The 22074-nt window shown below is 47.9% G+C and carries 13 protein-coding genes; 8 read left to right on the forward strand and 5 right to left on the reverse strand.

Annotated elements, in window-relative coordinates; translation table 11 throughout:
- Positions 1 to 27: 27 nt before the first annotated feature.
- Positions 28 to 2928, forward strand: coding sequence for a response regulator (locus CYPRO_RS05060; RefSeq protein ID WP_114983577.1), 2901 nt, complete (start codon positions 28 to 30; stop codon positions 2926 to 2928).
- 89 nt (positions 2929 to 3017) lie between these two features.
- On the opposite strand, the gene CYPRO_RS05065 is transcribed toward CYPRO_RS05060, so the two are convergent.
- From CYPRO_RS05065 to CYPRO_RS05080, 4 genes are all read right to left on the reverse strand, one after another.
- A complete protein-coding gene (locus tag CYPRO_RS05065) occupies positions 3018 to 3320 on the reverse strand; it encodes a YtxH domain-containing protein (RefSeq protein WP_114985706.1) in 303 nt (100 codons plus the stop codon).
- Positions 3321 to 3476: 156 nt separating this feature from the next.
- Positions 3477 to 6587, reverse strand: a complete 3111-nt coding sequence (locus CYPRO_RS05070; RefSeq protein WP_114983578.1) for an efflux RND transporter permease subunit — start codon at positions 6585 to 6587, stop codon at positions 3477 to 3479.
- 33 nt (positions 6588 to 6620) lie between these two features.
- Entirely contained in the window at positions 6621 to 9764 is a 3144-nt protein-coding gene (locus tag CYPRO_RS05075) for an efflux RND transporter permease subunit (RefSeq protein WP_114983579.1), read from the reverse strand.
- Between the two features lie 60 nt (positions 9765 to 9824).
- Positions 9825 to 11027: an efflux RND transporter periplasmic adaptor subunit gene (locus CYPRO_RS05080; protein ID WP_124245530.1), complete on the reverse strand. Its 1203-nt coding sequence runs from the start codon at positions 11025 to 11027 to the stop codon at positions 9825 to 9827.
- Positions 11028 to 11612: 585 nt separating this feature from the next.
- Here CYPRO_RS05080 and fsa point away from each other — a divergent pair.
- Positions 11613 to 12269, forward strand: coding sequence for a fructose-6-phosphate aldolase (fsa, locus tag CYPRO_RS05085; protein ID WP_114983581.1), 657 nt, complete (start codon positions 11613 to 11615; stop codon positions 12267 to 12269).
- A gap of 127 nt (positions 12270 to 12396) precedes the next feature.
- Here fsa and CYPRO_RS05090 read toward each other — a convergent pair whose 3' ends face one another.
- On the reverse strand, positions 12397 to 13881 hold the full coding sequence (locus tag CYPRO_RS05090) for a phytoene desaturase (RefSeq protein WP_114985707.1): 1485 nt from the start codon (positions 13879 to 13881) through the stop codon (positions 12397 to 12399).
- 302 nt (positions 13882 to 14183) lie between these two features.
- Between CYPRO_RS05090 and CYPRO_RS05095 the strand changes: the two genes are divergently transcribed.
- From CYPRO_RS05095 to CYPRO_RS05120, 6 genes are all read left to right on the forward strand, one after another.
- The gene (locus CYPRO_RS05095) at positions 14184 to 15350 is read left to right on the forward strand and encodes a glycosyltransferase family 2 protein (protein ID WP_114983582.1); all 1167 of its coding nucleotides are present in this window, start codon (positions 14184 to 14186) and stop codon (positions 15348 to 15350) included.
- A 49-nt stretch (positions 15351 to 15399) separates the two neighbouring features.
- Positions 15400 to 16086, forward strand: a complete 687-nt coding sequence (locus CYPRO_RS05100; protein ID WP_114983583.1) for a LytR/AlgR family response regulator transcription factor — start codon at positions 15400 to 15402, stop codon at positions 16084 to 16086.
- Positions 16087 to 16308: 222 nt separating this feature from the next.
- On the forward strand, positions 16309 to 18531 hold the full coding sequence (locus CYPRO_RS05105) for an LruC domain-containing protein (RefSeq protein WP_114983584.1): 2223 nt from the start codon (positions 16309 to 16311) through the stop codon (positions 18529 to 18531).
- Between the two features lie 252 nt (positions 18532 to 18783).
- Entirely contained in the window at positions 18784 to 20841 is a 2058-nt protein-coding gene (locus CYPRO_RS05110; protein WP_114983585.1) for a sensor histidine kinase, read from the forward strand.
- A gap of 17 nt (positions 20842 to 20858) precedes the next feature.
- On the forward strand, positions 20859 to 21245 hold the full coding sequence (locus CYPRO_RS05115; protein WP_114983586.1) for a response regulator: 387 nt from the start codon (positions 20859 to 20861) through the stop codon (positions 21243 to 21245).
- Between the two features lie 19 nt (positions 21246 to 21264).
- The gene (locus CYPRO_RS05120; RefSeq protein ID WP_114983587.1) at positions 21265 to 22041 is read left to right on the forward strand and encodes a sugar transferase; all 777 of its coding nucleotides are present in this window, start codon (positions 21265 to 21267) and stop codon (positions 22039 to 22041) included.
- Positions 22042 to 22074 lie beyond the last annotated feature (33 nt).

Genomic DNA, 22074 nt, shown 5'->3' on the forward strand with positions numbered 1-22074 from the left:
GAACCGAACCAGGAGGGAGAGCCAATAATGTTAGAAAATGAGCTTCAGGGGTTATATAACGAGTTATTTGAGTACCGCAAGGAAATGGCCTGTAAGTTTGATGCAGAAACAAAGCTCATTGTTGTAAATGAGGCCTATGCAAAAGCTATGAATACGACAGCCGATGAGCTGATAGGCCGGAAGTTTCTCGATTTAATCCCCCCCCAGGAACATGATAAGGTTCTTTCTCACCTGAGAGCACTTACTGAGAAATCACCTGAAAGAACCTATGAGCACAAAGTAGTTTTAAAAGACGGTGCAGAAAAGTGGCAGCAGTGGTATGACAGAGCTGTTTTTGATGATAATGGGGAGCTGCAGTACTTCATCTCATTGGGACGCGATATTACGAAGAGAAAAATGCTGGAGCTCGAAATTGAGGATCGCAACAGGTTCCAGTCTATCCTGGCGGATTTAGCCATCCGGCTCATTAACCTTCCTGTTAAAGAGTTCGACAACGCGATAGATGATGTGCTTTCCATCGTGGGAATTTATACGGAGATGGAATACGCTTTTGTGCTTTTCAATGATCCTAAGGGAGGCAGCTTCAAACGCTACTACTGGACCGAGCATAAAAATGCAGGTATTCGACTTCAAAAGATGAAAGAAGTTTTTCAGTCTTTGGAAAAAATAAGCGTGCAGTTTGAAAAAGAGACTATTTATGAGGATGATATTCTGGAAAACAGTGCTTCTAATCCTTTAAAAACGGAACTCAGTAAACTTGGTGTCAGGTCTGTAATCACCACACCTTTACATCAGGAAAAAAGAGTTTCCGGTTTTGTGTGTTTCTTTACGCAGGAGAGGGTTCGTGTTTTCTCTGACATGGAAGTTCGTTTGCTCAAAATTCTGGCTGAACTCATTTCAAATGTTGAGACAAGACGCAGTTACGAAAATAAGCTTATAGAAGCATGGAATCAGGCTGAATCTGCAAATGAGGCCAAAACACAGTTTTTGGCAAATATGAGTCACGAAATCCGGACACCACTCAACGGTATGCTGGGTATGGCCGGGCTCCTTCAGGCTACCAAACTGGATGAAAGACAGCAAAAATATGCTAATGTTATTAGTTCAAGCGGTGAGTCATTACGCTACATCATAAATGATTTGCTTGACCTGAATAAGTTGAGGGGGGAAAAACTATCCCTGGACCGCTCTGTTTTCCGGCTTGATGATGTGATCAGTGAAGTTTCAGAATTGCTGAAAATAGAAGCTGATAAAAAAAATCTGGCCTATGATGTTGAAATTCATGAAGAGAAACCGGGTCTGGTTCTTAAAGGCGCCAAACTCAGGTTTAAGCAGGTATTGACAAATCTGGTCAGTAACGCCATCAAATTTACGTCAAAAGGTGGTGTTCGTATCGAATGCACGGCAACAGCTGTATCCAAAAATGCAGCAGAATATAAAGTACTGTGCCGGGTAACCGATACCGGGATTGGCATCAAAAAGGAAGACTTCGGTAAACTATTTAAGCCCTTTTCTCAAATTGATCCCAGTACGAGCCGGTCTTATGGTGGTACAGGGTTGGGGTTGCACATTTCAAAAACAATTGTGGATCAGCTGGGTGGGGAGATACGTATTGAAAGCGTTCCGGGAATCCGGACAACAGCGTCGTTTTATGTCTTCTTTAAAGAAGTATCCCGGAAAGTGGCGGAAAAAGTGCATGGTATGCTCCCCGAGGAAAGCAAGAAAAAATTCGATGTACTACTTGTTGCCTTTCCGTCAGAGACGGTCCGCCTTTTACAGCGTGATCTTGAATTGTTGCAGCTAAGCAGCTACACGGTAACGGAAATCACGCAGGCAAAATCCCTTCTGGATGAACTTACTGCCGAAAACGCCCCCGGAACCGTGATGATTGATTACAGTTCCGTGGGATATAAGGCGATCTCGTTTACAGACGAGCTGAAAAATGACTTGCGTCATCTCGATCGCAAAGTTGTGCTGGTTGCCAATGAACAGGATGAACCCGATAAATCATGGATCGAAGAACATGATATCCACATGATTTTGACAAGGCCTGTAAAAATCGGAGATCTGATCCAGACCTTTTTTGACGAAAAACAAACCCATATCCCCTTAACCGTATCAGCCGGAGACAGTTCTTTCACAAAGCCCGAAAAAAAAGAAAGCACCAGGAAAAAGCATGCTGTAAATGTTTTAATTGCTGAAGACAATCCGGTAAATCAGGAGCTTATTTCCGTTATTATGCATGATATTGATACACCGTTCGATATCGTCAACAACGGTCGGGAAGCGGTTGAGGCTGTGAAGCTGCAAAATTACGACCTTGTTTTGATGGATTGCCAAATGCCGGAAATGGATGGTTTTGAGGCAACCCGTACCATCCGGAAGCTTGAAGATCCCAAAAAGCGGGCCATTCCAATCATCGCAGTTACCGCACATGTAGTAGCAGGTTATCAGCAAAAATGTCAGCAGGCTGGTATGAACGGATATATTTCAAAGCCTTACAGCATCACGGATTTGCGGGCTGCAATTTTTGGAGAAGACCCTCGGGATGTGGTCTTGCAGGAAAATAGCTTTCGGGCTTTGCAAATCATCAACTACCCCCGGTATAAGCAGCGTTTTGGCCATGATACCGATCTCTGTAGCCGGATCCTTATGCGCTTCACGGAAGAAACAGCATTTCAGATGGAGGAATTGGATAAGCTTTGGTCGGAGCGCAGCTATCAGAAGCTGTTTGACCTTGTGCATAGCATTAAAGGAGCATCAGCAAACATTGACGCAGAGCGCATGTACAGCGCTGCCAGGAAGCTTTCAGCAGCTATTGAGCGCAGGCAAACCGAATTTATCCCGAAAAAGATTGACCGGTTAAAGAACGAGTTTGTAAGGCTTCAGAAGCAGCTTCACAAAACAAATTATAGCGTTGCGGAATAAAAAAAGGCGTACAATTAATATTGTACGCCTGTAATTTTTTACTGCAGGTGTGGAGAGCGGGGGAAAGATTTATTATATATATCCCGGACTCAGGCACTATCCCGATTAATGTTTGAAAGCAGGTCTTCGGCCTCACGAAGCAGGTCTTCCGCTTTCTTCTTTGCATCCTCCACAACCTCGTCGCTTTGCGCTTTCGCTGAGTTGACGGAGAAGTTTTCGTCTCTTAGTTCATCTATGAGGCTGCGGAGTTCATCGATGTACGTTTGTATCTGATAGCTAAGCCGGCTTCTGGTATTGCTGCCCTTATCGGGTGCGACCAATACAGCCGTGATGGATCCAAGTACTGCACCTGTTAAAAGTCCGAGACCAAAACCTCTTGAGAAATTTGCCATGATATTTGTTGAATTGGGTTTAGTGAGCTGTTTTGACTTGGTGTATATATAAGCAAAAAAACAGACATTGTCATGCGGGAGCGCCCCTGCAATATCTTTTAACTGTGAATTTTCAGTTCTGTTGAAGATACCGGATGACAGCACCGGAAGCTACAATCAGGCAAGGGACTTCTCTTTTATTTTTACGGCCTTCAGTAAACGGTATTTTGTGCGCGATATTCCTGCATAAATGACCGGAACGACGAATAAAGTGAATATTGAAGCAAAAAACAGTCCGCCGATAACAGCTCTTGCAAGCGGACTCCAGGTCTCCGACCCGTCTCCAATCGCAAGGGCAAGAGGAATCATAGAAAAGATGGTTGTGAGCATGGTGAGCATTACCGGGCGAAGCCTTCTGCCTGCGGCGGCTAAAAAATGTGCAAGGTATTCTTCCGGCTCCATATTGGTGCGGGTATTCTGATTGATGTAGTCTACCAGCACAATGCCGTTATTGACCACGATCCCTACGAGTATGAGCATGCCAATGCCAGCCGGTATGCTGAAAGGGGTGCCGGTTGCAAAGAGCATGAGGTAAGCGCCAAAGAAGGCGAGAGGGATGGTGAAGAGGATCACAAAGGGATCACGAATACTTTCAAACTTTGCCGCCATCACCATGAATGTTAGGATGATGGCAGCAAGTAAGGCAAGAAAGAGCTCACGCTGACTGTCTTGCTGATCCTGAACCGCTCCTGTAAACTCATAGCGGTAGCCATCAGGTAAAACAATTTCATCCTGAAAGAGCTCCATAATTCTGTCGCGCTGTGCGGCTGCGCTTCCGTCAACCCTTATGCTTACGTCAAGACGGGTTTCCCGGTCTGTTCTCCGGATGGTATTAAAGCCTTCGAATTCTTCAAAAAAGCCTACGGCCTGTACCGGAATGCCCTGTTCCCCGACGCGGGCCACCTGCAAACGGTTCAGGTTTTCGAAGCCCCTGCGGTATTGATCTTCGAGGCGGACTTCTATCGGAAATTCACGGCCGTCGACACGGAACTGACCGACCTGTGTGCCGCGTGTCTGTGTTTTAAAGCTGTTTGCCGCTTCATTGAAGGAACTGCCAAGGCGACCGAGGGCAACACGATCGAGCTGATAAACTACTTCCGGCAGTGACCCAACCCTTGGGTTATCAACCGCAATGACGGTGCTGTCCTGCAGCATAACCGTTTCGATCCGGTCCGTGAGGCCCTGCAGAATGCTGACATCCGGCCCGATCAAACTTACGGTGATGTTTCCCCTGCCTTGACCGAAACCACCGCCGCCCCCGCCCGGACCAAAGCCTTGCTGACCGAAAACCCGGATGGTTGTATCATCGTATGTCAGGGAGCGCCTGAGCTCCATGGCAACTTCATCGGTCGTCTGTGTCCGCTCTCTTGAAGGAACAAGGGAAACCGTTACGCGCCCTACGTTGCTTTCACGCCGCCAGCCGCTGCGTCCGATAGTCGTAACCGTCGTCTGAACACGTTCATCATCAAGCAGCCGGTTCGTAATATCGCGCAGGATTTCGGCGGTTTGGGTAAGCTGTGCACCGCTTACCAGGGAAACATCCACAATCAGATCACCGGTATCGTTGTCAGGGAAAAATTCGCCTTCAACCTGTGTGAAAAGCCAGCCAATGCCAAAAAGAATACCGAAAATGAGCAGAACCGTCCAGCGCTTGTGGAGCAGCTGCCAGCGCAGAATCCGTTCATAGCGGACCTGAAGAGACTCCGTGAACCGGAACATGAAGCTGTTGGTATTGACGCTGTCCTGCCGCAGGAATTTTGACGCAAATACGGGCAGCAGTATGATGGAAGCGATAAAAGAAAGGGAAATCGCAAACGAGATTGTCAACGCAAGGTCTTTGGCGATCTGTCCTGTAAACCCACTGATGAAAAATATGGGGATGAAAACCGCCAGCGTAGTAAGCGTACTGCCCAGCAGGGCTTCCTTCATTTCATTGGTACCATTGAGGACCGCTTCAAAAATAGCTTCGCCTTTTTCAATTTTAGCGATGATGTTATCCAGGACCACAATGGAATTATCTACCAGCAGACCCACAGCCAATGCGAGACCGGTGATGGAGATAATGTTGAGCGTAACCCCGCTGAAATACATGGCCGCAAAGGTAGCGGTCATGGAAATGGGAATGCTGAAAGCCACAATGGTAGCAGCGCGGTAGCTTCCCATGAAAATGAAAAGAATGAGCGCTACGAGCGCAAGGGCAACCATCGCTGACTGCGTAAGGTTGCGGATGGAGTTTTCAATGAATTCACCTTCGTTATTGAGCACCTGCAGGCTTACGCCGGGCGGAAGAATGGCTTCAACAGCTTCAATCTCATTAATGACATCAAGGGCTACATCAAGGGTGTTTGCGTCGGACTGTTTCTGGATATCGATGGTAACACTATTGAGGCCGTTTACTTCAACAAGGGCTGTGATATCCACGAAAGTGTCTAAGGCTTCGCCTACATCTGAAAGACGTATGGGCTCGCCGTTTTCGCTAAAGCGGATGATAGTATCGTTTACTTCTTCAATATTGCGGAAAATAGCTTCGGCGCGAATGCTGTAGCTTTGCCGGTCGCTGATCAGGTTCCCGATCGGGATCTGAACGTTATTGCCTGAAAGTGCCCGCTCAACATCAGCGGTTACGACGCGGTGCTGCGCCATGCGCTCGGGACTCAGGTTCACATAGATTGCACGCTGCAGGCCGCCCTGTGTTTCTGCGGAGGCAACCCCCTGAATCCGTTCGAACATGGGCTCAATCATGGTTTCACTCAGCAGTCGCAGCTCATCGAGGCCGCGGTTAGCTGCCGAAACGCTCAGGCTCATGATGGGCCTGCGCTCCGGATCGAACTGGAAAATCAGCGGCTGCCCCGCTTCCCGCGGTATCACCGACCGGATACGGTCAATGGCTTCTCGTGCGTCCATTTCAACCCGCTGCGCATTGGTGCCGCCTTTAAGCCGCATGACCAGAAACATCCCGCCCCTGCGCACGGTCGTTTCTATAGATTCGACTCCGTCAATCGAAGCGACCGCATTTTCGATCGGAACAGCGAGAATCCGCTTGATATCTTCCGGAGCCACATCGCGGTAGTTGGCCGAGATGGCAACGACCGGAATATCAATATTGGGCAGGAGGGTGATTTTGAGGTTTGCCAGGGCAAATAATCCGAAGCCGATGGTGAGCAGGGTCACCATGAACACGGTTATCGGGCGCCGGAGCAGTTTGTAAATGATACCTTTTGTTTCCATAGCAGTAGTAAATGCGGTGTTGCAGAGATGGGGTTATTCAGCGAGCGGGTCAGATTTGGTGTTGGTACTGAAGCCCAGCCGCTCGACCATGCGGTTGAACAGATAGTACAGGCAGGGCACGAAGAAAAGCATAAGCAGCGTGGAGGCCGTCAGCCCGCCAATTACGGTACGTGCCATCGGACTCCAGGTCTCGGCGCCTTCACCCAGCTCGAAAGCCAGCGGAATCATACACAAAATGGTAGTGGCCGCGGTCATGATGATGGGACGCAGACGACGGCTTGCACCGGTAATAATCGCCTTTTCCCGGCTTAACCCGCGCGCCTGCAGGATTTTGATGTAGTCAATCATCACAATGCCATTGTTGACCACGATTCCCGAAAGCAAAATGAGCCCGATGAGTGCGGTTACGCTTACCGGCGTTCCGGAAATGGCCAGGGAAGCAAAAACGCCGGAAAGCGCCAGCGGGATGGTGAAAATGATGATGAACGGCTCTAAGAGACTTTCGAACTGTGAAGCCATCACCATGTAGGCAAGCGTTGCCGCTACGATAAAGGCAATGAGGAGAAAGAGGAAGGACTGACGCTGTTCTTCGGCTGTACCGCCAATCTCGAAGCGGTAGCCATCGGGCCATTGTATCTGATTGAGGCGCTGTGTGACCAGGTTGGTTGCCGTCTGCAGGTCAACACCGGAGAGGTCTGCCTGAATTTCGGTAACGCGCTCCTGATTGATCCGGAGGATGTTGGACGGGCCGGTGTAGCGTTCAACGCGTGCGAGGTTGGCCAGGGGCATCCAGGTACCGGCGTCGGTGCGGATTTGAATGCGCTCGAGGTCCGAGGAGTTGACGGTTTCTGTGGAAGCCAGCTGCACGTTGATGTCGAACTGAAGGCCCTGATCGATGAAAGTAGTTGCGGTGTTGCCGCGGATGGCGTCGCTGATGGCGTTGGCAACTTGTGCGGTCGTTAGCCCGTTGCGGCTGATCCGCTCCCGGTCCATCACCACACGCAGCTCGGGCCGCCCTTCATCGGCGGATGAGGTTGCGGCCACAATGCCTTCAACTTCGAGCATGGCGGCGGTTACGCCATCCGAAAGGTCCCGCTTGGTTTCGAGATCGAAACCATAAATGTTGACAATCAGTCCGTCATCTCCTTCGGGGTTCAGCGGATTCTGACGCAGTTCGCGCGTGCTTGCGCCGGGTACGTCCCGCAAATCCTCGAGCAACTGCCCTACAATTTCCAGCTGACCGCGGCTGCGCTCCCGCGATGAAACCAGCTCCACCCGAATAACGCCCCGGAATCCGCCCGGAAATTCGGCCCCTTCAACACCCCGCTTGTCGCCGTAATCCGAAACAATCAGCCGGGCTTCGGGCACCGTATCCATAATAATGCGTTCGGCTTTCACAAAGGACTCTTCCAGTTCAAACAAATTTACGCCGGGTTCGCGGGTGAGCTCAATGACGAAGGCGTTTTCATCCACCGGCGGAAAGAACTCGCCGCCCAGGTTGAAAATGAGCGGTGTTGTGAGGAGCAAAAACAGAATGGCAATGCCGACCACCAAGCCGCTTTTCCCTAATAGTTTTTCGAGGGTGTTGGCGTAAGCCGCGCTGAGACGTTCAAACAGCGGGTTTCGCTTTTCTTTGAAGCCGTTGTCTTCTTCCTCCGGACTGCCGGAAGCGTTTGCAACTTCTGACGTTTTGGGCTTCTTCCCTCTGAAGAGGCGGGAGGTCATCAGGGGAATCAGGGTAAGGGCTACCACCGTGGAAACGCCCAGCGCAAAAGAGATGGTGAGGGCGAGGTCGCGGAAGAGGAAGCCTGCGATACCGGGCACAAAAAGTACCGGCAAGAAAACGACGATGGTTGTGAGCGTGGAAACGATGATGGGCCCGGCCACTTCCTGCGCGCCTTTTACGGAGGCTTCGTCGCCTTTGTAGTTGTCTTCGCGGAAGCGGAAAATATTTTCCAGCACCACCACCGCATTGTCCACCACAAGACCAACTGCGAGCGTGAGTCCGGAGAGCGAAATAACGTTCAGGGTCACGTTGCCGAAATCCATAATACTGAAGGTCGCAATGATGGATACCGGGATGGAGATGGCAACAATGAGCGCGGTGCGGAAGCTGCGCAGGAACAGCAACAAAATGGTGACCACCAACCCAATAGCGATCAGCGCCGTGATGTAAATGTTGCGGATGGAAAGTTCTATGAATTCGGAGCGGTCGGTGAGCACATCAAGCGTTACGCCTGCAGGAAGGGTTCTGCGGATGTTATCGAGCTCGTTTCGTACATTTTGCGCGGTCGATACGATGTTGACATCGCTCTGACGGTACAGGTTTACGATAACGCCGTCTTCCGCCTGCACGCGCACATTTCCGATGGGCTGCCGCACCCCGTCTTCCACTTCGGCAATATCCTGAAGCCTGACCGGCTCTCCGTCGCGAATACCTACGATGGCTTCGCGGATTTCTTCAATATTCTGGAACTCACCGGTTGTTCGAAGCGAGTACACCAACCGGCCTTCAATCAGCTCTCCTGCAGGGATCTGCACGTTTTCCTGCCGCAGCCGCTGTGCTACCGAGCCGATGTCGAGGTTGTAGGCCAGAATCTGATCGGTGTTCATCCAGATGTTAACCTGTCGTTCAAGTCCCCCGCTCGTTTCGGCTGAAGCTACGCCCGGAATGCGTTCAAAACGCTGTTCGAGCTGTTGGGTGGAAAAGGTTCGGAGTTCAACCGGGCTGCGGGTGTTGGAGCTCAGGGTGAACACCATCACCGGTTCCTGATTCGGGTCGTAGGCAAAGATGATGGGCTGATCGGCGTCGTCGGGTATTATGCGCCGGGCAAAATCTACCTGTTTTCGTACATCATTCTGGGCTACAAAAAGATCGGTTCCCCAGTTAAAGTAAAGCTTGATGACTGAGGAGCCCTGACTTGACAGCGACCGGACCCTGCGCAGGCCGCTGATACCGCCAACAAGCTCTTCGAGCGGTCGGCTGATGAGGGTTTCGATGTCTTCCGGGGCAACGCCATCATAGGTTGTGTAGATGGTGATGGTCGGGAAGGAAACATCGGGGTACAGGTTCAGGTTGAGGCGGGAGAGGCCGAACATCCCGAACCCAATCACTACAAGCGCAAGCATGACGAAGGTGACGGGGCGGGCAACGGCTATTTTGGGAAGTTGCTTCATAAGAAAAATGTGCTGACGTGCGGGTAAACGGTTGCTGATCGGTTAGGGGGATGTAGCCGCTTACTCGTCAGAGGCTGTTGTATCGCTGGCGGTCGTAATCGGGATTTCGCGGGGCGGCTGCGGTGCACGCGTACCGGCAACCCGAATGCGGGAATTGTCTTCAAGACCTGCCTGACCCGTAACAATCAGCCGGTCGCCTTCATTAAGGCCGGAAACAACTTCAACCCGGTCGCCCTGTTGCAGGCCGAGCTCCAGCTCGCGCAGTACCGCAATGGAGTCGCCCTGCGTGACAAATGCGTTGAAGCCGCGGTTAATGCGAATGGTGTTGGTTTCAGGATCGAGAATGGTCTGCACATTTTCCACAAGGGCGTTGCGCGGAATGACCAGGCTTTCAGGGTTTGTCTGTACGACGATGGAAGCTTCCGCAAGGCTGCCGGGAAGGATGAGGTCGCGCATTTCGGTGAGGCTGATCACGATTTCAGCCAAACCCGTTACGGGATCGAGTCCCGGGCTGATACGGGACACAACGCCCCGGGCGGAATGATGGGCTTCGCCACTGAGGCGGATATCAACAGTCTGATTAAGGCGGACGCGGCGGCGATCCTGAAGGGGAAGGAAGAGACGGATTTCGTAGCCCGCAAGATTGGAAATTTCATAGATGACCGTCCCAACGGACGCGAGGTCGCCGGGGCTTATGCTGCGCCGTGTAACTACGCCGTTTACCGGGGAGCGGACTTCTGTGAACGCCAGGTTTTCACGGCTTTGGGTGAGGGCGGCCCGGGCTGACTCGTACTGTGCCTGCGCATTCAGATAGGACACCCGTGAGGCTTCCATTTCTGAACTACTGATGAGGTTTCGGTCGAACAGCGTTTGGGCGCGGGTAAATTCGAGGCTGTCGCGGCTTACGGCACTGCGCGCCTGTTCAAGCTGCCGCTCATCACGACGGACCTGATCGAGAATGGTAACATCCCGCAACTGCGCGAGTTTGGTACCTACCTGAACCGTGTCGCCGAGGTCAGCATGGATGCTGCTTACGCGTTCGGAAATCTGCGGGGAAACGCGCACCTGATCCTGTGCCTGTATGGTGCCAAAACCGCGCACAATTTCCGAAATGCTGCTGCGGGAAATATCTGTTACCTGTACGCTGGTGCCGCGCTGAAACATACTTGGGTCAAAGCCGCCGGGGCGCTGGCTGTCTGAAGAGTTGCCGGAACAAGCGGCCAAAACAAGAGCGAAGAGTGCGATAAGAGAAAGGCGAATCACGATAGGGTTGTTATGTGATGATTAAAGGACTAAATCAAAAAAAAGGTGGCAGAGTATAAGCCGTTTTGACGAAACGGTTTAAAGCCCGTTCGGGATAAATCAGGCAGTTCATATCATTTAACACCTTCGCGCACAAACAGCCAATTCTGAGGCTGCTTGTAAATTTTGTGTGAAGATGAAGGCGTTTTTCCGGAGTTGCGGCTGCTGCGCTACATCACCGGAATTGAGGCTATATCTTTGGGATATATAATGATAAGAACACGGAGGTTAACCGCATGCGCGCCTGATTCGTTGCAGACGGGAGGGAATTGATTTTTTCATAACGCAATGCAGGAAGCTGGTTTTTCCCGGAACCCGGGCGTATTCGTCGCGGGGGGTAATATAAAATCCGGCGCATGAAAGGGCTCAGGCTGCTGTGCATGCCCCCCCAAAAGCAAGGGACTCAAATTATGATTTGGGAGCGCTGAGCTGTCACGAAAAACAGTGATGCCCACGGAGTTTCCCCCAAAAAATGCGTACCTTGTATCCATCAAAACCGGCTGTATCGAGTCCGGAAAACCTGAATATTACTGAAGTTTCTGATCCATGAAATTCTTTATCGACAGCGCAGATCTCAACGAAATCAAAGAAGCCGAAGCCATGGGCGTGCTTGACGGCGTTACCACCAATCCGTCGCTTTGTGCAAAGGTGGGCGTCCGTGATTTTGAGGGGCACGTCGCCAAAATTTGTGAAATGGTTGCCGGGGATGTCTCCGCTGAAGTTGTTTCAACCACTTATGCGGAGATGCTGGAGGAAGGCCGCCGGATTGCCGCGATTGCGGATAATGTGGTGGTGAAAATTCCGCTGATCAAAGACGGTATTAAGGCCATCAAGACCTTCACTGAGGAAGGTATCCGCACGAATTGTACGCTTTGCTTTTCGCCTACGCAGGCACTGATTGCCGCCAAGGCGGGTGCGACCTACATCTCGCCTTTTTTGGGCCGTCTCGATGACATTTCGCATGATGGTCTTGCCCTGATTGAGGATATCGTGACCATCTATACCAATTACAGCTTTCAGACGGAGGTGCTTGCTGCGAGCATTCGCCATCCGATGCATGTTGTAGAGTGTGCCCGTCTCGGTGCGGATGTGGCAACCATGCCGCTGAGCGTACTCGAAGGTTTGCTCAAGCACCCGCTCACCGACAGCGGCCTGGATAAGTTCCTGTCTGACTGGGATAAGCTTCAGGCTTCGCTGAAATAGGGTTTTTGGGTGAGGTTCATCTTCATCCGGCACCGAAATTAAAAAAGCCCGCTTCTTTTTATCAGAGAGCGGGCTTTTTTGCTTTGAAGCGGGTGATGGATTCGGAGTTATCCTGCACCCGAAAACATCAGGCGATTTCGCCGGTGAGAAGTTTTTCGGCGATTTTGGATGAGGAGAGCACGCCCGGGAGTCCTGCGCCGGGGTGAGTTCCTGCGCCTACGAAGTAGAGGTTGGGCGACTCTTCGCTGCGGTTGTGCGGACGGAACCAGGCCGATTGCGTGAGCAAGGGCTCAACGGAGAAGGCGGAACCGCGGAAGCTGTTGAGGTCGCGCTCGAAGTGAATCGGATCGATGTAGTGCTCGGCGACGATGTTTTCCTGCAGATCGGGCAGGTAGTTGTCTTCGAGGAACTGCATGATGGCGTCGCGGTAGGGCTTGGCGGCTTTGGTCCAGTCGGTGCCGGAATCGAGGTGCGGTACCGGAGACAGCACGTAGAACGACTCGCAGCCGTCGGGCGCGATGGTCGGGTCGGTGATGGTCGGCATGTGCAGGTAGAGGGAGAAATCTTCGGAGAGGGTTTTCTCGTGGAAGATGTCTTTCAGCAGGCCTTTGTAGCGCTCGCCCAAAATAATGTTGTGATGCTTCAGCTTGGTGTCGAGGTAGCGTTTCTTGGTGCCGAAGTAAATCACAAACAGCGACATGCTGTAGTGCATGCGGTCGAGTTTGCGGTTGGTGTACTTGCGCCGGTTTTCTTCTTTGATGAGGTGACGGTAGGTGAAAGGCACATCCGCGTTGGAAACGACGGCGTCGGCAGGGTGGAAACTGCCGTCTTTGAGGCGAAGCCCCTTAGTGATGCGGTTTTCGATGACGATTTCGTCCACTTCGGCATTGAGGTGGATTTTGCCGCCGAGGTCTTCGATCAGGTTGGTGAGCGCCTTCACGATGGCGCCGGTGCCGCCCATTGCGTAATGCACACCCCACTCCCGCTCGAGGTAGTGAATCATGGCGTAGATCGAAGTTGTATCGAAGGGGTTGCCGCCTACGAGTAACGGGTGGAAAGAGAAACAGCGGCGGAGGAAGTCATCCTGAATAAATTGCGACACATATTTGTAGACGCTTTTGTAGGACTGCAGCTTGATGAGATCAGGCGCAACCTTGAGCATGTCGGTAAATTTCAGAAAGGGGACATCGGCCAGCTCGGTGAAGCCTTTATCGAAGATGGCTTTGGTGGTAGCAAGGAAGTCGAGGTAGCCCTGCTTATCCGCCGGGTTGCGCTTTTCGATTTCTTTGAGGGTGAATTCTTCATCGCTGTTGTAGTCGAAAAATTGGCCCTGATGGTCGAAAATGCGATAGAAGGGCTGACAGGGGACGAAATCAATATAGTCTTCGCGCTTGCGCCCTGCGGCGGCGAAGATGTCGTCGAACATAAAGGGGGCGGTAATTACAGTTGGACCGCCATCGAATTTAAATCCATTAACTTCATACACATAAGCACGGCCACCGGGTTTATCGCGCTTCTCAAACATTTCAACGTCGAAGCCGCGTGCGAGAAGTCTCGCTGCTGCGCCAAGTGCGCCGAAACCCGTACCTATAACCAATACCTTTTTACTCATATTTTTGGGGAATTTGGGAAGAAAAAAGTGAATCTTGTGAAACCAGCCGCGCCTTTTAAAACGTTCGTTGCCTTGCAATTTAGGAAATATAACAGCTGTGATAATGAGGTGCTAAAAAGTAGGCCTGAGTACGTAATTGCACCTAAATTATTGATTTAATTTTGTATTTTTATTTTGATTCAATTGTTGTTAACTCTTTATTTGTAAGACTCCTATCTTGATTGTGCAGACTATATTTAATGGATTTAGAATCTCCTGCAAGGTATAAATAATACTTCGTATCCTTCAAAGCACCCGATTATATGGTTGAAATTCTGTTTTGGACTGGCATTTTTATAGTTGTTTACACCTATTTGGGATACCCGGTGCTGATCACACTTCTGACGCTCGGCAAAAAAGGGTACAAGCGAACAGATGAATCAGAAGGCTTCGAGCCGTCTGTAACCCTGATTATTTCGGCCTGGAATGAGGCCGACTGGATTCGTCAGAAAGCGCAGAACACGCGCGAGATCGATTATCCCAAAGATAAAATTCAGGTCATTTTCATGACCGACGGCTCTGACGATGATACGCCGGATATTCTGCAGAAAGAATTTCCTGAGTTCGAGACCTATCACAAACCCGGCAGATCCGGCAAGATTGCAGCAATGGAGCGCGGGGTCACCTTTGCGAAAAATCCGATTCTGATTTTTTCGGATGCAAATACCATCCTGAATACAGAGGTCGTGCGCAACATAGTTAAGCACTATGCGGATCCTAATATTGGGGGCGTAGCCGGCGAGAAGCGCATTATTATGGAAGAGGCTGAGGCCGCAAGTGGTGCAGGCGAGGGCATTTACTGGAAATATGAAAGCTATCTCAAAGACCGGGATTACGCATTTCATACCGTCGTAGGCGCTGCCGGGGAGCTGTTTTCTGTACGCCGTGATCTTTTTGAAAATGTTGAGCCCGACACCCTTCTCGATGACTTTATCATTTCGCTGCGGGTTGCCGGTAAAGGATACCGTGTAGCGTATGCGCCTGATGCGTATGCAAGTGAGCGTCCATCGGCAGACACTGAGGCTGAAATGACACGGAAGGTTCGCATTTCTGCGGGTGGTATTCAGTCCATTGTGCGATTGCGGGAATTACTTAACCCGTTCGGCCGCATGAAGCTATGGTTTCAGTACATTTCACACCGCGTGCTTCGCTGGACCTTAGCACCCCTGATGTTGCTTGTTATTCTTATTACCAATGTTTTACTTGCGCTTGATGGGCAAGGGTTTTATGTGGCCCTTCTCGCTCTGCAGATTGCCTTTTATGCGGCAAGTATTCTTGGCTACTTACTTGAAAAGAAAAAGATTAAACTTAAAATATTGTTTGTACCATTTTACTTTTCAATGATGAATGTGAGTGTGTATCTTGGTCTGATTCGGTATTTAAGAGGTCAGCAGTCGGTGAACTGGGCACGGGCCAGGCGTGCCACATAATTGGTCATGGTGAGCATAAAACACCTTTAATGGTTAGGAATATAATTGTATGAATTGCTTGATATTGGATGACGAGCAGGTATCACGGGATATCCTCAAAAAACTCATAAGCCGTGTGCCACAGCTAAAGCTTGTTGCAAGTTGTGCCAGTGCCCTGGAGGCTATTGACGTTTTATCTGATAAGTCAGTGGATCTCATTTTTCTGGATGTGGAAATGCCCGAAATAAGTGGTATTGAGTTTCTGAATACCCTAAAAAGTAAGCCCCTTGTAATTTTTGTCACTTCCAAAGAAGAATACGCGGTGAAGGCTTTCGAGCATGAAGCAGTTGATTACCTGGTCAAGCCTCTTGATTTCCCGCGCTTTTTGAAGGCTGTAAGCAAGGCGCGCGATATATTCGAAAGCAGACAGACGGTTCAGGAAGGAATGAACAACCTGTTTGTGAAGAAAGATAATCAGCTGGTCAAAATCCGCTTCTCAGACATTCTTTATATTGAGGCTTCGGCTGATTACATGATGATTTATACAGAAGCTGATCGTTTCATTGTCCATATTACTATGAAAGCATTGAACGACAGGCTTCCAGCCAATCAGTTTATTAGGGTTCACCGAACTTACACTGTGCGACTGGATAAAATTGAAGTTGTAGAAGACAATACGATTGTTATCCGAAAAAAAGCGATACCTGTGGGTGGTTCTTATCGCGATGTTTTATTCAAAAAGCTGAACTTGCTCTAAGTAATCTTCGCAGCTTTATTTGATGAGATGGGTAATTAGGCGGACAAGCCCGGACACTGACTTACGTGTTACTTCGCAGATTGGAGGTAGTAAATGTGCTGATTCATCGAAGCTTAGCGTGTGTTTGTCGAATAAGTTCTCCTTTATGGCTTTTGGTTTGTTACTTTAGGTTTCGATATAACCGCAGACAGCTTGAAAACATAAACACATAGCTTTTTCATTATGAAAGCACTATTCACCTATACTTGCACAATTGTTATAAGCCTCATTTTATTTGCGGCTTGTTCAAACAGCCCTGTCGATACCCAAGAGCCTGAAGACGGCTTTAAGGGCATGCGTATTCCCGCCGGCTTTACATTTAATACGACCAATGATGTTACCATCAATGTTGAGCGCGGCGAATTAACGGAAAGCGTCATCGCAACCATACTTTCCGCTCACCCGGCTGATAACGGGCGGGTTATACAGCGGGCTGCGATTACTGACGGCGACAGCAGGTCTTTTAACCTGAGCATACCCGCGCATGTGAACGCAGTCTGGGTTGCTACTAAATCACCCGGCGAACTCACCCGTTTTCAGAAAGTTGAAATTACGCCTGGCGGCACCTTTACCGTTGTTGCAGGTTCGGAGCCGCAGCAGCGCGGTGCTGGTGATGCGGGGTTAATGAATGTGCCCAATGGGTGTGATACAGGCTGTGACCGTATTCTGACTGGTGCAATTAGTGGTGACCAAGGGAATATTTTGATTGTTAACGGGAACGAGACTGTATGTATGGCCGATGGGTCGTCATTTAATGGTGTGGTAAGGTTTGCAGGTGGTAGTACCGGAGCAGAGTTTCGTGTTTGCGGTGAGCTTACTTTATCTAACATTGAGTCATGGGGAGGCAGCCGTCCAAACTTTGAGATTGGTACCAGCGGAACACTAACCTCTTCCAATTTTGCGATCAATAATCAGCAATCAGTAGTAAATAATTTCGGAACTGTAAGCCTGACGCAGAATTCGGTGAATATGTCGTATACCTTTAATAACTATGGTACCCTAACGGCGAATACTGTTTCTGTAGGTGGTACTTTCAATAATGAAGGTAACTTTACGGCCAGCAACAATCTGACCAACAATAGCGGAACCATCAACAACAATGGTTTCATCTCTGTAGGCAACACCTTCGCGAATAACTCAACTGCTTCAACGGTCAACTCCTGTTCCTTTGAGGTTGGGCAAAACTTTCAGCAAAATGCTGAGTTCATCAACAATGATTTCCTGAGTATAAATGGCCCGTATGTACTGAATTCTGGTGGGGGTAACTTCAATGTATTCGGACCCGGTGCTTTGGTCGTTGCTCAGTCATTTACAGCCAATTCGTTACTAACAGGTCCGACTGAAGCCTATGCAAGATTTAATATTGCGAATACCGCAACGATAAACAGTGGTGGTAATCTTACCAACAACCTTGATCTTTGTTTGGAATCAGGCAATGGAATTACCAATACCGGGACTATAGGCGCAGCGGTTACCTTCTGCGACGCCTTTATTCCTTCTTCATCGTGTAATCCGGGCGCAGGCACTCAGGGTGCTACAGATTCTGACGGAGATGGCGTTCCCGATGATGAAGATGACTACCCGGACGACCCGCTTCGTGCTTTTAACAACTTCTTCCCCGCTGCCAATGTATATGCAACAATGGCTTTTGAAGACCTATGGCCAGCACTGGGCGACTATGATATGAACGATTTGGTTATAGATTATAACCTCAATAAAGTAACCAACGCGGATGATCAGATTAAAGACCTTGTGTTTAGTATAAAGATTCGTGCAACAGGTGCAGCAGTGAGCAATGGTCTTGCTGTAATGTTACCGGTGTCACCCGGAAGTGTTGAGTCTGTTACGGGTCAAAACATTGGCGGTGGTATTGTAACGCTTAATGGCAACGGAACAGAGGCGGAGCAAAGCAATGCAGTTGTTGTTTTCACAGATGATACAACTCGTGAACTTGGTCGTTTTCAAAATACTCAAAATCCGGCCAGACATGTTCCTTATGATGAGTTTACGGTGACCATTACCTTCGGAGATGCAATCGAAAGAAGCGTATTGGGAACGGCACCCTTCAACATTTTCACTTTTCGTGTAGACGACCGGGGTAAGGAAATACACCTGCCGGGCATGGCGCCTACCGACCTTGCAGACACCTCCCTGTTTGGAACTGTTGATGACGCAACTGATCCCAACACCGATACCTTTTTTGTATCGGAAAGTGGGTTAAACTGGGCCATTCACGTTCCCGAAAGTATTCCTTATCCGCTCGAAGGACATGATATGACTTTGGCATTTCCTAATTTTCGGGAATGGGCAGAGTCTGGCGGAACATCGAATACAGACTGGTTTACGGATGAATCAGAAAATCGGGTGAATGGACGGCTCTATATTCGGAATGAAGCACTTGATTAAATAAATCTGCAGATATCAGTAGAAGTAACTGCCTGAGCAGCAAGTCTTAGCTTGCTGCTCAGGCTTTTGGTACATCTGGTCAGCACAAGATCACTAAAGAATTTAGCTCAAATAGTGGCTGTAAATGTTCAAAATTATACTTTAATTATAAAAGCAGGTCAAAACCGAAAAATCACTTTAGATCGCAATACCTGCCGTTAACCTCCTACAATGCACTACAATACATGTCTGTTAACCTTGTAAAGATTTCTCATGCGTTACGAACTTATTGATCATCTTATTTCCTCGCTCGATTTAGTGGCTGGTAAGGATATTTTTTTTAAAGAACTTAGCAAAAGGTTATCAGACATCACTGATGAAATAGAATTTGATCGTATAACCCTATACGACATTACTTATGAGCAGACTTCTGAGAATCCGGCTCTTGGGTACTTTTCACAGATGCTGCAATGGAATGATTTAGGGAATATACAGGAAGAAAACGTTGAAGCTTCGGAAATACCTGTTAATCCCTATTTTGAAAGATGGGCAACGCTATTGTCGCAAAATAATGTGCTTTACGGGCCCCCGGATTCATTTCCCGAAATAGAAGCTGAAGTATTGGAAGCTATGGGTATCAAATATGTTGTAATAGTTCCGTACCTGAACCGTGGACAGCTTGAGGGTTTTGCAGCATTTGAACGTACAAGAGATAAAAGTGAAGCACTTTGGGCCTCAAGTTTCCATCAGGATGAATTCCGGCTCATCGGTCGCTGGCTGTTTAACCTTATGAAATCCCGCAAGCAGATACTGCAGCTTGAAAATGAGAAACGCCTTTTAGCTGCACAGCTTGATTCCAAAAATCAGATTCTTGCAAATTTAAGTCACGAGATTCGCACGCCAATGAATGGCATTGTCGGACTCGCAGAACAGCTTGAAGACCTTGAAAATGATATAAGTAAACGCTCATTTTTGGAGTCTATAAAACTATCTTCGGCTAACCTTATGGAAGTCCTGTCAGATATCGCCGAATTTTCTACTTCAGAAGCCGAGACGATACAAATTTCTACGGATCAGATAGACGTGCGGCGCGATATTAAACCCATAATGGAGCTTTTCCGCGACAAAGCGGTTGAAAAAGGCTTGAGGTTTGAAGCTGATATTGATGACGATGTGCCTGAGTTAATTGAATCTGACTTTGTGAAAATCCGGAATATCATTAAGAACCTCACTGATAATGCGATTAAATTCACATCTGATGGATATGTAAAGTCAAGGCTTTCCTTTGAACAAAATGAGAATGATCACGATTACCTTATTCTAAAGGTCAAAGATACAGGAATCGGTATTTCAAAAGATAAACAGGATTATGTTTTTGAAAAGTACGCTCAAATAGAACAGGGGTTCACACGTACGTACAGTGGTATCGGGCTCGGTCTGAGCATTGTTAAAAATACGGTAAACATGCTTTCCGGAAACATAGCGCTTGAAAGTGAGCCTGGAAAAGGGTGTCTTTTTGTGATCCGTATTCCTGTGCTTACGCTTAAACAGGCAGGGACGAATAAGGTTAGCTATGAGTCTCTGGAAAATATGCGTATCTTGGTAGTAGATGACCACCCGATTAATCGCAAAGTGGTCACTACAATATTGGACAAATGGAATGCGAAGTATGAAATTGCGTGCAACGGACGAGAAGCAGTAGAAATAGCTTCGAAGCAGCAATTTGATATCATTTTAATGGATATTCAGATGCCTGTGATGGATGGCTATGACGCAACAGTAAAAATCAGAGAAGTGCGTGGAGATCAGGTCACAATACTCGCGCTTACAGCATCCATTCTCAAGGAAGATGAAAAGCACTGTCTGGAAGTAGGAATGAATGGTATTATCAGAAAACCATTTTTCCCTGATAATCTAAAAAAATGGCTCAACAACCCTAACCATGAAAACAAAGAAGATACATCTGATATGGCAGCATTAAACAATGAAACAGTAACCGATCTCGCATATCTGAACGAGATCTCTGACGGGAACAAAGAATTTATCGATGAAATGGTAAATCTGTTTGTAGATCAGTCAGGTGGTCACATTGAATCCTTAAGAGAGGGATTGAGAAATAGTGACTATGCCGTAATTGCGGCCGCTGCGCATAAATTAAAACCAGTTCTGGGTTATGTCGGAATTGACCTTGAAAAATCGGGAATTAAGCAAATTGAGACTGTTTCTAAAAGTCACGGTGATTTTGAAATGATTGAAAAGCTTATTGATGAGCTTGAAGGTCTGATTAATAAAGCCAATGACGAATTGAACAATTATCTCGCTGAATCCTAATATTATATTATAAAACTATGTTTGATCATATAAAAGTGCTCATCGTTGATGATGAAATAAGTATTAGAAAACTTCTTGAGTTCTATCTAAAAAAGCATTTTACAGTAATTGCAAAAAAAAATGGCAAAGAAGCCAAAGACTGGATAGAAGAAGGGAATTTACCTACTGTAATAGTTGCCGATCTAAATATGCCCGAAATGGATGGGTATGCTTTGATGGATTACGTTAGGGGGAATAGTAAGTATGATGGAATACCATTAATGATTCTTTCTGCGAATGAGAGCAGTTCAGATCGTATTCGTTGTTTTAAGGCGGGTGCTGATGATTATGTAATTAAACCTTTCAATCCTGAAGAGTTGTATTACAGAATCTTTAATAAAATGAAACGAATAAATAATATTTGACCGTGATAGATTTGTTAGAATGAATCGAAAATTTAATCTCTTAATAAAGCGAATATTCGATATCGTTGTTGCAGGTGTTCTGTTAATCATACTGTCACCTTTAATGCTTGTTATATATTTGCTGTTAAAGAAAGAATCCTCAGCTCCTGCAGTTTATATTTCGCAAAGAGTTGGTTCAAACTACCATATTTTTGATTTATATAAATTCAGAAGTATGATACCCGATGCTGATAAGCAGATGGATTTGCTGAAAGATCTTAATATGTATAGCAGTGATAAAATCTCTCAGAAAATGCAGAAAAAGGCCAGTAGTCAGGGGTCAGAAGGCGGCGAGAGTCTGAAAGAAAATCAGGAAAAAGTAATTTTATATCAGGATGATAAAGTTGTAGACGAGTCTGATTACCTCATCGAAAAAGCAACTAAGGAAGGTGCTGCCTTCAAAAAAATTGGTAATGATCCCCGAATTACAAAATTAGGGGCATTTATACGTAACACCAGTATTGATGAATTACCTCAGCTTTGGAACGTACTGAAGGGTGACATGTCTATTGTTGGCAACAGACCGCTTCCGCTTTATGAAGCCGAAAAGCTCACGACTGACTTCGCATCGAAGCGTTTTTTAGCACCCGCGGGTCTTACAGGTCTTTGGCAGGTGACGAAGCGCGGTAAAGGAGATATGACCGAAGAAGAGCGCATCGCCCTCGATGTGAAATACGCTGAGGAGTTCAGTTTTTGGTTTGACATTAAAATTATGCTCATGACCATACCGGCACTCTTCCAAAGTGAAAATGTGTAATTCTTTTTTTTGTATATTAGAATAAGACTAATT

It is taken from the genome of Cyclonatronum proteinivorum (assembly GCF_003353065.1).
Lineage (GTDB): Bacteria > Bacteroidota > Rhodothermia > Balneolales > Cyclonatronaceae > Cyclonatronum > Cyclonatronum proteinivorum.

Coding starts and splice junctions, on each gene's coding strand:
- CYPRO_RS05110 (WP_114983585.1), top strand. CDS start 18,784: ATGCGTTACGAACTTATTGATCATCTTATTTCCTCGCTCGATTTAGTG.
- CYPRO_RS05120 (WP_114983587.1), top strand. CDS start 21,265: ATGAATCGAAAATTTAATCTCTTAATAAAGCGAATATTCGATATCGTT.
- CYPRO_RS05095 (WP_114983582.1), top strand. CDS start 14,184: ATGGTTGAAATTCTGTTTTGGACTGGCATTTTTATAGTTGTTTACACC.
- CYPRO_RS05100 (WP_114983583.1), top strand. CDS start 15,400: ATGAATTGCTTGATATTGGATGACGAGCAGGTATCACGGGATATCCTC.
- CYPRO_RS05090 (WP_114985707.1), bottom strand. CDS start 13,881: ATGAGTAAAAAGGTATTGGTTATAGGTACGGGTTTCGGCGCACTTGGC.
- CYPRO_RS05115 (WP_114983586.1), top strand. CDS start 20,859: ATGTTTGATCATATAAAAGTGCTCATCGTTGATGATGAAATAAGTATT.
- CYPRO_RS05060 (WP_114983577.1), top strand. CDS start 28: ATGTTAGAAAATGAGCTTCAGGGGTTATATAACGAGTTATTTGAGTAC.
- fsa (WP_114983581.1), top strand. CDS start 11,613: ATGAAATTCTTTATCGACAGCGCAGATCTCAACGAAATCAAAGAAGCC.
- CYPRO_RS05065 (WP_114985706.1), bottom strand. CDS start 3,320: ATGGCAAATTTCTCAAGAGGTTTTGGTCTCGGACTTTTAACAGGTGCA.
- CYPRO_RS05075 (WP_114983579.1), bottom strand. CDS start 9,764: ATGAAGCAACTTCCCAAAATAGCCGTTGCCCGCCCCGTCACCTTCGTC.
- CYPRO_RS05070 (WP_114983578.1), bottom strand. CDS start 6,587: ATGGAAACAAAAGGTATCATTTACAAACTGCTCCGGCGCCCGATAACC.
- CYPRO_RS05105 (WP_114983584.1), top strand. CDS start 16,309: ATGAAAGCACTATTCACCTATACTTGCACAATTGTTATAAGCCTCATT.